Below are 12,165 nucleotides of genomic sequence, written 5' to 3'. Positions count from 1 at the left end.
CCGTGCGGCATTGCCGCACGGTGCCGCTGACGTGACGGTGCCTGGGCCGCGCTCACGCGGCGTTCAGGCGCCGTTCCCGCCCGCAGGGCCCGGCTTCACGCGGCCAGGCGGCTATGCCGTTCGGCGTGATCGTGCAGCGTGCCGGTCATGCGATGCAGCAGGCCGCCGAGCGCCGCGCGTTCTTCGGTATTGAGATGGCCCACCGATACGGAATGCAGGGCCTTGACCGCCTGTGCGGCGCGCTCGATGCGGGCGCGTGCGGTGGGCGTGATGCACGGCGTGCCGGCCTCGTCGAATTCGAGCCAGCCATCCTCGCGCAGTTCGCGCAGCAATCGCTCGGTCTGGGTGCCGTCCATGAAGATGGCACCCTGGAATGGCTGTGCCCGCGCCAGGTGTTCCTGGCGAATCGCACGCAGCAGCAGCCATTTGGAATAGGTCAGTCCGTATGCGGACAAGGTTTGCTCGAGCGCCATCTGCCATGCGGTGACCGCATCGACAAGGGCCAGCACAACAGGTTCGTTCGTTTCGAGTGCTTTGGGCTGCATTGGCTTTGGTCTCCCGAATCTTGATTGCCGCCGTGGCACATCTATGGCCGGAGCAAGGCCGGCCCGGTCGGCACGGGCACTCTCCGTTCTCTCCTGCGGCGAGTGTGGATCCCGATGGCCGGAACACTACCAGTAATGTAGGGACATTTGCGTGACGGCTCGGGAAAATCCTAGTCATTCTTTTGGCGGAGGCGGAGCAGGGGGCGCTTTATGGCGACCACGCCGGGCGCCATGGCGCACTCGCGCGGGTCATGCGCATGGGCGCAAGGCGCGCGCACAAAAGCAAAGAGCCCGCGCGGGCGGGCTCTTTGGCGGCGCTGCAAGCAGGCCGGGTGCGGCGCGGAGGTGCTTACTTCTTGGCGCCGTCGGTGTACGGATCGGCCTTGCCGGTCTTGGCGCCGTCGGTGTACGGGTCAGCCTTGCCGGTCTTGGCGCCGTCGGTATACGGATCGGTCTTGCCGGTCTTCGCGCCATCGGTGTATGGGTCGGCCTTCTTGTTCGGCGCGAGGTTCGAGCGCGTCGACTTGTTGGCGCCGTCGGTGTACGGGTCGAACTTGCCGGACTTGGCCGCATTGGCATGCGGGCTGGCCTTCTTCGTGTGCGAGCCGCTGTAGAGATCGCCACCATCGGTGTAGTTCTTGTTTTGCGCGTGGGCAAACTGGACGGTACCGAAGGCCGCGGCAGCGGCAACGATCAGGGTCGGAACGGTCTTCTTGAACATCTTCTATCCTCTCTGATTGCGACGATGCGGGCACGGCATCGCCGGATGGGAAAAGCCCGGCACTGACTCTACCGGGATGGCGGCACGCCGACTAGTCGGTAACTGGTAAAACTTGTAAAACGACGTGCGATTCGATCAGGGGCAATATCGAAGAACATCTCGAAGAAGCATAAAAAAAGCCGGCGACCTTGCGGTGCCGGCTTTTTCAACGATTCGCTGGTGGGGCGTGAGTGACTCGAACACTCGACCTACGGATTAAGAGTCCGCTGCTCTACCAACTGAGCTAACGCCCCAACGAAGTCCAAGATTCTAGCAAGGTATCCAGAAAGACGCAAGCACTGGCTGTGCAGTCTTGTCGGCGGCTTGCGCGTGGCCGAAGATCGGCCGCAGGGCGGCTGACGTCGGCGCCCGACCGGCTCCCGCGCCGTTGGCGATGCGCAAGCCCGCGCGTGATTACAATGCGCGCCATGCATGCCCGTGTTCTCCGATATCTCGACGAAGTGGTCCGCCGTGGCTCGATCCGCCAGGCGGCTCTCCATTTGCATGTGGCGGCCACCGCGATCAACCGCCAGATTCTCGATCTCGAGGCGGAGCTCGGCGCGCCGATGTTCGAACGGATCCAGCGCCGCCTCGTGCTGACGCCGCTTGGCGAGATGGTGGTCGCGCATGCGCGTCAGACGCTGCGCGAACACGATGCGCTGCGCGCGCGTATCGCGGAGTTCCAGGACGCGCGGCGCGGCATGGTCACCGTCGCCGTGACCGCGGGCCTGGCGGGCGCGTGGATGCCGGCGCTGGTGCACGACTTCCGCCAGCGGCATCCGGGCATCGTGGTGCGTGTGGCGGACCTGCCGGTCGACGGCATTGCGCGCGCGGTGGAGCAGGGCGACGCCGACCTCGGCCTGGCGTACGACCTGCCCGCCAACGCCGGCTTTCGTATCGTCGCCGGCAGCGACTGGCGCATCGGCGCGGTGGTGGCGCCCGGTCATCCGTTGGCCGCGCAGTCGTCGGCACTGCTGGCCGAGTGCGCCGGATATCCATTGCTGTTGCCAGCGCCCACGCTGTCATTGCGCGCGCTGATCGATACCGCGTTCGCGCAGGCCGCGCTCGAGATCGCGCCGGTCGTCGAATCGACCTCGATCGGGTTGCTCCAGCGTCTGGCGGCGGCGGGCAGCGGGGTGGCGTTGCTCAACCCGCTCGATGTGATGGAGGCCCGGGCACGCGGCGCGGTGGTGTTCGTGCCGCTGCGCGACGCCGGGCTGCCGCGCCAGACGCTGCAACTGGTGGCGCGCGCACGGGGTCTCATGAGTGCGGCGGCGACGCAGATGGCCGAGGCGATGACGGCCGCCATGGCGTCACTGGCCGAGCGCCCGGCGTGAGGGGTGGCCCAAAAGGGGGGGGCATACGGGGGCGCGAATACGGGGGCAAATACTTGAGGCGTGAATACGGGAGGCGCCGCGGGTGTGCGTTTTTTGCGCACACCGAGGGCGATATTCTGCGCTTGGGCACTGCCGTGGCACGGCCCTACACTGGGCGGGGTCCTGTCTCTCTCACCGATTCCACCATGACCCTGATCCTCAAGAATGCCGACGTGCTCGTCACCATGGACGGCGACCGCCGCGAGATCGCGCAAGGCGCCCTGGTGGCGGAGGGCCCCGTCATCGCGTGGGTGGGAGCCACCGCCGACCTGCCGCCGCCTTATCGAGACATGGCCAACGGCGCGCCCGTCAACGGCAGCCGCGCCGAAGTCATCGACATGCGCGGCCACGTGGTGCTGCCCGGCCTGGTCAATACGCACCATCACATGTACCAGAGCCTGACGCGCGCCGTGCCTGCCGCGCAGGACGCCGAGCTGTTCCACTGGCTGACCCACCTCTACCTGATCTGGGCGCACCTGACCCCCGAGATGATCGCGGCGTCCACACGCACGGCGATGGCCGAGCTGATGCTGTCCGGCTGCACCACCACCAGCGACCATCTCTATCTCTTTCCGAACGGCGCGCGTCTGGACGATTCGATCGCGGCGGCGCGCGACATGGGCATGCGCTTCCATGCCGCGCGCGGCTCGATGAGCGTGGGCCGCAGCCAGGGCGGCTTGCCGCCGGATGCGGTGGTCGAGAGCGAGGCCGCGATCCTGCGCGACAGCCAGCGCCTGATCGAGCAGTATCACGACGATGCGCGCCATGCGATGCTGCGCGTGGTGCTGGCGCCGTGCTCGCCGTTCTCGGTCTCGCGCGAGCTGATGCGCGAGTCGGCGCAGATGGCGCGTCACTATGGGGTATCGCTCCATACCCACCTGGCCGAGAACGATAGCGACATCGCCTATTCGCGCGAGCGCTTCGGCATGACGCCGGCCGAGTATGCCGAGGATCTCGGCTGGGTCGGTCCGGATGTCTGGCACGCCCACTGTGTGAAGCTCGATGCCGCCGGCATCGCGCTGTTCGCGCGGACCGGCACCGGCGTGGCGCACTGCCCGTGCTCGAACATGCGCCTGGCGTCCGGCATTGCGCCGGTCCGTGCCATGCGCGATGCGGGCGTGCCGGTCGGGCTCGGCGTCGACGGCAGTGCCTCCAACGATGGCGCGCACATGCTTGGCGAAGCGCGCCAGGCCATGCTGCTGCAGCGGGTCGGGTTTGGTCCGGCGGCGATGCGCGCACGCGAAGCCCTGGAGATCGCCACGCTCGGTGGCGCGCGCGTGCTGAATCGCGACGATATCGGCGCGCTCGCGCCCGGCATGTCGGCGGATATCGTCGCCTTCGACATGTCCGGCGTGGCCCATGCCGGCGCAGGCGAGGATCCGGTCGCCGCGCTCGTGTTCTGTACGCCGGGCACGGTGGCGATGAGCGTCATACACGGACGCGTGGTCGTGCGCGACGGCCACCTGCAGACCGTCGAGCTGCCGCGTGTGCTAGCCGAACACCGGCGCCTCGCGCATGGACTGTTCGCCAGCGCTCGTCGATGAGCGCGGCGCGCGAGTCCACGCGCCGGCCGGGAAGGTTGACCGCAAGCACGGCAGGCAGCACCCGGCAGGGAGGCAGCACGAATGCAAAAAGGGAATGCAAAAGGGGAATGAAACAGGGGGAGTGAAGGAGGGGGAATGCAAAAGGGGAAGGGGGAATGCAAAAAGGCCGGCAACCTTGCGGTGCCGACCTTTTTTTGACTTTCTGAATTCGCTGGTGGGGCGTGAGTGACTCGAACACTCGACCTACGGATTAAGAGTCCGCTGCTCTACCAACTGAGCTAACGCCCCAACGAAGAACGAGATTCTATCATCAATTTCGCGCTTGTCAAACATGGCGGATCCATCGCCGCGATGACGCCGGCGATCGGGCGCCGCCGACGCGTCTCCCATGCGATTGACACATGCATGCGCGAAGATCGCATGCATCGGAACCTTGACGCGGTCCGATTTGTCATTGGATAGATCGCATTCACATGGCGAGTTGCGGGTCATCGCACACGAGTCCGGCCGAGCCATGTTAGGATGCTTCTCCACTTGCATATGGAGGGCTGTGATGATGGAAATCAAATTCCAGGAGCAAGAGCGCTACGACATCAATAACGAGGGACTGCTGTTCCATGCGATCGTCGACGGCGAGCAGGTAACTTGTGTGGTGACGCGCGAAGCGCTGTGGGAAGGCTTCAGTGCCGACCAGGTGCTGTCGCTCGAAGAAGCGTTCCGCGCCGGTCGCGAGACCATCGAGCGCGCGGCCGTGGTGCTGATCGAGCAGGGCGTGCCCCAGCCGATCGTCGTCAAGCGTGCCCACGTGGCGCCGGTCTGATCCAGACCGCGATCCAGACCGCGCGCGACCCAGCAGCGACCCTCCGCCGCCGGCATCTGTCCTGAGCCTCGCTGTTCCCGCCAGGCTTGCCGGCGCGCATCTGTCCAGAACCACCCCCCGAATCTCCCCGGATCTCACCCGAACTACCGTCCCGCCGAATCACCCACCGGCAGAACCGTTGTTCGTCGCAGCCGTACTTTCGGCCTGGATACCGGTGTCTTGTCGTGCGTCCGGACCGAGGCCGTGCGAGGCGTGATCCGGTCCTCCGGGGCGGCGCGCGCATTCCTCGAAAATACGGACCTGGCATTGCGCGCAAATGTCCGGCGACAACCGTTCGATAATGGTGTGCAGCGCTTGCCGCTTGGTCGAAAAGATATGATCGCGCCCGAGCTTGGCGGTAAAACCGGTCTGTTCCCACGTCTCCAGTACCTGCGTACGCGGACGGTGGAAATAGAGATCGCCACCGGCCGCGCGTCGCTCCGCCAGTTCGGCTTCCCACATCTCGGCGCCGGCAAGATCGATGAAGTTCATGCTCTTGGTCATCGCCAGCAGATGGGTCTGGCTGGCGTCGACCGTGCGCAACCAATGGAGACGATCGGTCACGTACTGCACGGCGCCGAAATAGATCGCGCCTTCCATGCGCAGCAGTTTCAGTTGCGGGCATTCGGGTTGCGGTCGCGGCAGCTCGTCGAGCGGCGTAAAGCGCCGGCCCGGATCGTCGGCATCGGGTACCAGGCTGCGCACGGCCGGGCGCGAGGTGCGGTAGAGGTACGCCACCAGCGAGAGGATCGTGCCGAGCAGCACGGCCATCTCGAGCCGGATCGCCAGCGTGGCGACGAACGTGCCGATGGCGATGGCGAATTCCGTACGCGAGAGCCGGGCGACGCGGCGCAGGCGCGCCACGTCGAACAGACCCCATGCGACCAGCAGCAGCATCGCCGCGATGGCGGCGTGTGGAATCTGCGCCAGCAACGGTGCACTGACGGCCACCAGTCCTACCAGCAGCAGCGCCGAAAACACGCTTGCCAGCGGCGTCCGCGCGCCGGCCTCGAAGTTCGGCATCGAGCGGTTGAGCGATCCGCACGAGATGTAGCTCGAAAACAGGCCGCCGGCGATATTCGACAGACCCTGCCCGATGAATTCCCGATTGGCATCGATGTGCTGGCCCGAGCGCAGCGCCACGGCCTTGGCAATCGAGATTGACTGGCCAAGCGCGACGATGGTCAGCGCCGCGGCGATGCCGAGCAGATCCGGCACCGTGCGCCAGTGGATATCGGGCAGATGGAACGGCGGCAACGCGGACGGAATCGGCCCGATCACATCGACATGACGGGCACCGCTCCAGCCGCTCGCGTTGAGCGCGAGCGCGGTGCCGTAGCCCGCCAGCAGGCCGAGCAGCATGAACGGCAGGCGCCGCGAGATGCGCCGGCACGTCAGCGTGACCGCGAGCGTGATGGCGCCGACCGCCACTGCGCTCCAGTTGACGGTGTCCAGATGTTCGAGCAGAAAGCGTGGCACGCCAAAGGCGCTGGTGCCGGTCGGCACGGCAAGACCGAACAGGTCCTTGAGCGCATACAGGGCAATCAGCGTGGCGGCGCCGCAGGTAAAGCCGAGCAGCACCGAAGGCGAAATAAAGTTGGCCAGCGAGCCGAGCCGCAACACCCCCACCGCCAGTTGCAGCACACCTACGAGCATCGTCACGGCAAGCGCGAGCGCGATATAGGCCGGGCTGCCGGCAAACGCCACGGGGCTCAGCATGGCGAACAACGCCAGCGAATTCGCATTGGTCGGGCCCGACATCACGTGCCAGCTCGAACCGAACAGCGCGGCCACGATGCAGGGCACCACGGCCGTGTAGATGCCGTACTGCGGCGGCAGTCCGGCCAGGGTGGCAAAGGCCACACCTTGCGGCAACACCAGCACCGCGCCGAGCAGGCCCGCGATCAGGTCGGCGCGCAGGCCGGCCGGCGTAACGCGCCGGCTCCAGGGAAACAGACGGCGCAGCCCGTGCACTCCGTCCGCGCGCGTCATGCGAGGTCGAGCGTCGCCACCACGGGGGTGTGGTCCGAAGGCTGCTCCCAGCGGCGCGGCTCCTTGTCGATGCCGCAGGTGGAGCAGCGCCGGGCCAGCTCGGGCGACAGCAGGATATGGTCGATGCGCAGGCCGGCGTTGCGGCGGAACCCCATCATGCGGTAGTCCCACCACGAGAACATCTTCTCGGGTTGCTCGAACATGCGGAACGAATCGACCAGGCCAAGCGCGACCAGCGCCTTGAATGCATCGCGCTCCTGCGGCGACACGAGGTTCTGGCCTTCCCACTTGGCGGGATCGTGCACGTCGCGGTCCTCGGGCGCGATATTGAAGTCGCCCAGCAGCGCCAGCTTCGGATAGCGCGCCATCTCGTGCTCGACCCACCGCGTCATGGCGCGCAGCCAGTCGAGCTTGTAGACGAACTTGTCGGAATCGAGCGCCTGGCCGTTGGGAAAATACGCGCTGATCAGCCGGACATCGCCGTAGGTTGCGGCCACCACGCGCTGCTGCGTATCTTCGTAGCCCGGAATATTGCGCACCACGTCGACCCCGGCCGGCATGCTGGCATCGCGCGCCACGATCGCCACGCCGTTGTAGGTCTTCTGGCCCGTGTAGACGCTATGAAAGCCAGCGCTCTCAAGCTCGGCCAGCGGGTACTTGTCGTCGGGAAGCTTCAGCTCCTGCAGGCACAAGGCATCGATCGGCGTTCCCGCCGCGTCCTGTGCGGCAAGCCACTGCAGCACCTGCGGCAGGCGGACCTTGAGGGAGTTGACATTCCAGGAGGCAATTCGCATGGGGTAAGCGGGACAGAACAGATGAGATGGCGCAAATTGTATTGCATGTGGCGCAGGGTCCCGCACCCGGCGCGGTCAGGGCGGCGGATCGTCGTCGCCCGCCAGGTCCAGCCCGCCCTGGCCCATCAGGTCGTAGCCGTCGAGGATGGCGTAGGCGATTTCCGGATGGGCCTCCATGCTGCGGCGGATGGCGGCCGGGATGGCCTGCCTGGTCTTGCGGCAGAGGCCGGGCTGGTCGGCAAGCTGGATATGGATGCCGCGCGTGGTGCGCACCTCGCGCGCGCTCGGGGTGATGGTGAGTACGATGCCAAGCTGCGCGTGCATGCGCGCTTCCATGTTGCGCAGTTCGGCCAGGCTGGAGAGCATCTCCAGCCGGCCGATCAGGCGTTGTTCCTCTTCCCGCGTCAGCCGCAGGATGCGGATATCCGCGTGCGGATCGTCGAGCAGCAGCTCCCGCTTGCACACGCAGGCGCCCGGCGGGCACTCCTTGCGGATCGGGAAGGGGAAGTTCATGCGCCGCGCGGCGACGACTCAGGCCGGCACGCCTTCCGCCATGCCGCCATGCCGCAGCAGCGCATCGATCTGCGGTGCACGGCCGCGGAACGCCACGAACGACTCCATCGCCGGACGGCTGCCGCCGACCGACAGGATCTCGCGGTGGTAGCGCTTGCCGGTCTCGCTGTCGAGCACGCTGCCCGACAACTGGGCGGCTTCCTCGAACGCGGCGTAGACGTCGGCGGACAGCACCTCGGCCCACTTGTAGCTGTAGTAGCCGGCCGCATAGCCGCCCGCAAAGATGTGGCTGAAGGTATTGGGCCAGCGCGACAGTGGGTGCTGGGGCACCACGTGCACCTGGTCGTTGATCTCGCGCGACAGCTCCAGCACGGACTTCGTCCCCTCGGGGTCGAAGTCGGTATGCAGATGCATGTCGAACGACGAGAACACGATCTGGCGCAGCGTCATCATGCCGTTCTGGAAGTTCCTGGCGGCCAGCATGCGATCGAACAGCACGCGCGGCAGGGGTTCGCCGGTGTCGACGTGGCGCGTCATGCCGGTCAGCACCTCGTATTCCCAGCAGAAGTTCTCCATGAACTGCGACGGCAGTTCCACCGCGTCCCATTCCACGCCGTTGATGCCGGACACGCCGAGATCGCCCACCTGCGTCAGCATATGGTGCAGGCCATGGCCGAACTCGTGGAACAGCGTGATCACCTCGTCGTGCGTGAACAGCGCCGGCTTGTCGCCGACCGGAGCGGAGAAGTTGCAGGTCAGGTACGCCACCGGCGTCTGCACGGTGCCGTTGTCGCGCTCCTTGCGCCCGCGCGCGTCGTCCATCCATGCGCCGCCACGCTTGCCTTCGCGCGCATAGAGGTCGATATAGAACTGCGCGAGCAACGCGCCCTGCGGATTGACCACGCGGAAGAAGCGCACGTCCGGGTGCCACGTCTGCGCGTCGTCGGGCTGGATGCGTACCGTGAACAGCTTCTCGATCACGCCGAACAGGCCTTCCAGTACCTTGCCCTCGGGGAAGTATTGCTTGACCTCGTTCTCGGAGAACGAATAGCGCTGCTGGCGCAGTTTCTCGGAGGCATAGGCCACGTCCCACGGCTCGAGTCTGGCAAGCCCCAATTCCGCGGAGGCAAACGCGCGCAGTTCCGCCCAGTCCTTCTCCGCGTAGGGGCGTGCCTTGACCGCCAGTTCGCCGAGGAACTTGAGCACCTCGGCCGGCGACTCCGCCATCTTCGGCACCAGCGACACTTCACCGTAGTTGTCGTAGCCGAGCATGCGCGCCTCTTCGCGGCGCAGCGCGAGCTGGTCGCGCATGTTGCTGGTGTTGTCCCAGTCGGCCTGGCCGCCGCCGTATTGCGGACCGAGCTCCGAGGCGCGCGTGACGCTGGCCTCGTACATGGTCTGGCGCAGCGCGCGGTCGTCCGCGTACTGCAGCACGGGAAAATACGACGGGAAGTGCAGCGTGAATTTCCAGCCGGTCTTGCCGTCTTTCTGCGCGGCGAGCGCGGCAGCCTGGCGGGCATCGTCGGGAATGCCGGCCAGGCGCGCTTCGTCCTCGACGATCAGCGCGTAAGCATTGGTCGCATCGAGCACGCGGTCGGAAAAGGCCTTCGACAACTGCGCCTGTTCCTCCTGGATCTCGGCAAACCGGGGCTTCTGGTCTTCCGGCAGTTCGGCGCCGCCCAGGCGGAAGCCGCGCAGTTCGTTCTCCAGCAATTGCTTGCGGGCCGGGCTCAGGCCGGCAAACTCGGGGCCGGCCGCCACTGCCTTGTACTTCTCGTACAGGGCCAGGCTCTGGCCGAGCGACGACCAGAATTCGGTCATGCGCGGCAGATTCTCGGCGTGGGCCTTGCGCAGCTCGGGCGTATCGACCACGGCGCTGAGGTGGCCGACCACCCCCCACGCGCGGCCGAGCGGCTCGGTGGCGATTTCCAGCGCTTCCACCGCATCGCGCCAGGTCGACGGCGTGGCCGGGTCCTCGGTGCGGGTCACGGCAGCCTGGGCCTGGGCCAGCAGGACATCCAGCGCGGGACCGATGTGCTCGGGCCGGATCTCGGCAAAGCGCGGCAGGTCGGTGAAATCGAGCAGGGGATTGGCTTGGGCGTGCTTGGCTTGGTCCATGGCGGGTTCTCGCAACGTTTCGGTGTTAGGCGGGCCTCGATCGGCACACATGTGCAAGATGAGGCTTGCGCCACGAAATTTCCAGTACGCGTTTTTTATCGCGGCATTAGGGGCGGCGACATGACGCTTCGGCGCCTCAGTGTGCGGCGCCTTCGGCCACCCGTTCAGCGGCCCGTTCAGCCGCCTCGAGCGTGTTGATCAGCAACATGGTAATCGTCATCGGCCCCACGCCGCCCGGCACCGGCGTGATATGGCCGGCCACCTCGCGCACGCCCGCAAAATCCACGTCGCCGCACAGCTTGCCGGCGTCGTCACGGTTCATGCCGACGTCGATCACCACCGCGCCCGGCTTGACCATGTCGGCCGTAATGATGTTGCGGCGGCCCACCGCGGCGACGATCACGTCGGCCTCGCGCGTATGCGCGGCCAGGTCGCGTGTCTTGCTGTTGCAGATGGTGACGGTGGCGCCGGCCTGCAACAGCAGCATGGCCATCGGCTTGCCGACGATATTGGAGGCGCCCACCACCACCGCGCGCGCGCCGCGCAGCGGATACTGGATCGACTCGAGCATTTTCATGCAGCCATACGGCGTGCACGGGCGGAACAGCGGGGCGCCGGTCATCAGCGCGCCAGCGTTGGCCACGTGAAAGCCGTCCACGTCCTTTTCGGGCGCGATCGCTTCCAGCACCTTGTGGCTGTCGATGTGCCCGGGCAGCGGCAACTGGACCAGGATGCCGTGGATCTTCGGATCCCGGTTGAGCGCGTCGATGCGCGCCAGCAGGTCGGCTTCGGACAGGTCGGCCGGATAGCGGTCCAGCGACGAATGGAAGCCATTGTCCTCGCACGCCTTGACCTTGTTGCGCACATAGACCTGGCTGGCCGGATCCTCGCCCACGAGTACCACGGCGAGGCCCGGCTGGTGGCCCCGTTCGGTCAGGCGGGCGGCGCGCTGGGCGGCTTCGGTGCGGATATGTTTGGCAAGGGCGTTGCCGTCGATCAGTTGAGCAGGCATGGAAATGTCAGGATGGCCGTGGAATCGAAAGGCGGGCGAGCGCGGGCGGCGGGTGGCGCCGGGGCGGCTTGCCACGTCGACGCGGGGCCGCGCCAGCGTCAAGCCGCGATTATAAGTCCTCGGCGCATGCATCAGCGTTGGCGCGGGCACACGTCCCTGGCGAGGTGCGGTGAGGATCGGAAAGTAATCCACGCCCTATGGGCGGAAGGGGGGGCCGCGGCTTATCGTCACTGCCGTCATGCATGACGGACGGCCAGGGTCAGCGAGCATCCGCCCGCGGATCCGGGCCGGGTATCCCATTGGTTCAACTTCAATTCATTCAGGAAGAAAACATGCAAAGCAGCAAGATCCAGAAGGTCGCCATGACCGAAGCCGCCAAGATCATCGGCGGTACGACCTGGACGTACACCTATGTCTATCAGAAGGTCGGTGACTGCGTGCGCGTCTTCTCGCAGAAGACCAAGCGTAAGTAATTGCCATGACGTCGTCGGGCTGGCGCCGCGGCGCCCGGCCTGACGACGTCGCCGGTACGGCATGCGCGCCGGACTGCATCGCAGCCGGCCGCATGCCGCTGACTTCCCCGCTGACTTCTCCGCTGTCACCACGCCATCACCGCGTCGTCACCGCGCGATCAGCCCGCTTTCACCACGAT

11 protein-coding genes and 2 tRNA genes are annotated in these 12,165 nt (G+C 66.4%); 4 read left to right on the top strand and 9 right to left on the bottom strand.

The window, feature by feature from the left end; all coding sequences use genetic code 11:
* Positions 1 to 95: 95 nt before the first annotated feature.
* From DFLDMN_RS05025 to DFLDMN_RS05015, 3 genes are all read right to left on the bottom strand, one after another.
* Positions 96 to 545, bottom strand: coding sequence for a MarR family transcriptional regulator (locus DFLDMN_RS05025; protein ID WP_423197382.1), 450 nt, complete (start codon positions 543 to 545; stop codon positions 96 to 98).
* 349 nt (positions 546 to 894) lie between these two features.
* Positions 895 to 1,266 carry a hypothetical protein gene (locus tag DFLDMN_RS05020; protein WP_423197381.1) on the bottom strand — a complete coding sequence of 124 codons (372 nt, stop codon included), beginning with the start codon at positions 1,264 to 1,266 and terminating at the stop codon, positions 895 to 897.
* A gap of 217 nt (positions 1,267 to 1,483) precedes the next feature.
* Positions 1,484 to 1,559, bottom strand: a tRNA-Lys gene (locus tag DFLDMN_RS05015).
* A gap of 174 nt (positions 1,560 to 1,733) precedes the next feature.
* On the opposite strand from DFLDMN_RS05015, the gene DFLDMN_RS05010 reads away from it, so the two are divergent.
* Together DFLDMN_RS05010 and DFLDMN_RS05005 are read left to right on the top strand one after the other, a co-directional pair.
* Positions 1,734 to 2,642 (top strand): LysR substrate-binding domain-containing protein, encoded by a 909-nt coding sequence (locus DFLDMN_RS05010; protein WP_423197380.1) that lies wholly within the window; start codon positions 1,734 to 1,736, stop codon positions 2,640 to 2,642.
* 185 nt (positions 2,643 to 2,827) lie between these two features.
* Positions 2,828 to 4,225, top strand: a complete 1,398-nt coding sequence (locus DFLDMN_RS05005) for an 8-oxoguanine deaminase (protein WP_423197379.1) — start codon at positions 2,828 to 2,830, stop codon at positions 4,223 to 4,225.
* A gap of 212 nt (positions 4,226 to 4,437) precedes the next feature.
* Here DFLDMN_RS05005 and DFLDMN_RS05000 read toward each other — a convergent pair.
* Positions 4,438 to 4,513 (bottom strand) — tRNA-Lys (locus DFLDMN_RS05000).
* Positions 4,514 to 4,781: 268 nt separating this feature from the next.
* On the opposite strand from DFLDMN_RS05000, the gene DFLDMN_RS04995 reads away from it, so the two are divergent.
* Positions 4,782 to 5,045, top strand: coding sequence for a DUF1488 domain-containing protein (locus DFLDMN_RS04995; protein ID WP_423198324.1), 264 nt, complete (start codon positions 4,782 to 4,784; stop codon positions 5,043 to 5,045).
* A gap of 159 nt (positions 5,046 to 5,204) precedes the next feature.
* On the opposite strand, the gene DFLDMN_RS04990 is transcribed toward DFLDMN_RS04995, so the two are convergent.
* From DFLDMN_RS04990 to folD, 5 genes are all read right to left on the bottom strand, one after another.
* Complete coding sequence (locus DFLDMN_RS04990; RefSeq protein ID WP_423197378.1) at positions 5,205 to 7,076, bottom strand: SulP family inorganic anion transporter; 1,872 nt, start codon at positions 7,074 to 7,076, stop codon at positions 5,205 to 5,207.
* Positions 7,073 to 7,870: an exodeoxyribonuclease III gene (gene xth / locus DFLDMN_RS04985; RefSeq protein ID WP_423197377.1), complete on the bottom strand. Its 798-nt coding sequence runs from the start codon at positions 7,868 to 7,870 to the stop codon at positions 7,073 to 7,075. Before xth ends, DFLDMN_RS04990 begins: the two co-directional genes overlap by 4 nt.
* A gap of 75 nt (positions 7,871 to 7,945) precedes the next feature.
* A complete protein-coding gene (locus DFLDMN_RS04980) occupies positions 7,946 to 8,383 on the bottom strand; it encodes a hypothetical protein (RefSeq protein WP_423197376.1) in 438 nt (145 codons plus the stop codon).
* Positions 8,384 to 8,401: 18 nt separating this feature from the next.
* Positions 8,402 to 10,501 (bottom strand): M3 family metallopeptidase, encoded by a 2,100-nt coding sequence (locus DFLDMN_RS04975; RefSeq protein WP_423197375.1) that lies wholly within the window; start codon positions 10,499 to 10,501, stop codon positions 8,402 to 8,404.
* A gap of 136 nt (positions 10,502 to 10,637) precedes the next feature.
* Entirely contained in the window at positions 10,638 to 11,513 is an 876-nt protein-coding gene (folD, locus tag DFLDMN_RS04970) for a bifunctional methylenetetrahydrofolate dehydrogenase/methenyltetrahydrofolate cyclohydrolase (RefSeq protein ID WP_423197374.1), read from the bottom strand.
* Between the two features lie 332 nt (positions 11,514 to 11,845).
* On the opposite strand from folD, the gene DFLDMN_RS04965 reads away from it, so the two are divergent.
* Positions 11,846 to 11,986 (top strand): hypothetical protein, encoded by a 141-nt coding sequence (locus DFLDMN_RS04965; RefSeq protein WP_423197373.1) that lies wholly within the window; start codon positions 11,846 to 11,848, stop codon positions 11,984 to 11,986.
* Positions 11,987 to 12,165: the final 179 nt, after the last annotated feature.

The sequence above is a fragment of the Cupriavidus sp. H19C3 genome, assembly GCF_049393815.1.
Classification (GTDB): Bacteria; Pseudomonadota; Gammaproteobacteria; order Burkholderiales; family Burkholderiaceae; genus Cupriavidus.
The sequence above is the reverse complement of the archived record's forward strand: the minus strand, read 5'-3'. Positions and strand labels throughout refer to the sequence as shown.

Excerpts from the sequence above, each read along its gene's own strand:
- DFLDMN_RS05020 (WP_423197381.1), bottom strand. The coding sequence starts at position 1,266 with ATGTTCAAGAAGACCGTTCCGACCCTGATCGTTGCCGCTGCCGCGGCC.
- DFLDMN_RS04965 (WP_423197373.1), top strand. The coding sequence starts at position 11,846 with ATGCAAAGCAGCAAGATCCAGAAGGTCGCCATGACCGAAGCCGCCAAG.
- DFLDMN_RS05025 (WP_423197382.1), bottom strand. The coding sequence starts at position 545 with ATGCAGCCCAAAGCACTCGAAACGAACGAACCTGTTGTGCTGGCCCTT.
- DFLDMN_RS04995 (WP_423198324.1), top strand. The coding sequence starts at position 4,782 with ATGGAAATCAAATTCCAGGAGCAAGAGCGCTACGACATCAATAACGAG.
- DFLDMN_RS05010 (WP_423197380.1), top strand. The coding sequence starts at position 1,734 with ATGCATGCCCGTGTTCTCCGATATCTCGACGAAGTGGTCCGCCGTGGC.
- xth (WP_423197377.1), bottom strand. The coding sequence starts at position 7,870 with ATGCGAATTGCCTCCTGGAATGTCAACTCCCTCAAGGTCCGCCTGCCG.
- DFLDMN_RS04980 (WP_423197376.1), bottom strand. The coding sequence starts at position 8,383 with ATGAACTTCCCCTTCCCGATCCGCAAGGAGTGCCCGCCGGGCGCCTGC.
- folD (WP_423197374.1), bottom strand. The coding sequence starts at position 11,513 with ATGCCTGCTCAACTGATCGACGGCAACGCCCTTGCCAAACATATCCGC.
- DFLDMN_RS05005 (WP_423197379.1), top strand. The coding sequence starts at position 2,828 with ATGACCCTGATCCTCAAGAATGCCGACGTGCTCGTCACCATGGACGGC.
- DFLDMN_RS04975 (WP_423197375.1), bottom strand. The coding sequence starts at position 10,501 with ATGGACCAAGCCAAGCACGCCCAAGCCAATCCCCTGCTCGATTTCACC.
- DFLDMN_RS04990 (WP_423197378.1), bottom strand. The coding sequence starts at position 7,076 with ATGACGCGCGCGGACGGAGTGCACGGGCTGCGCCGTCTGTTTCCCTGG.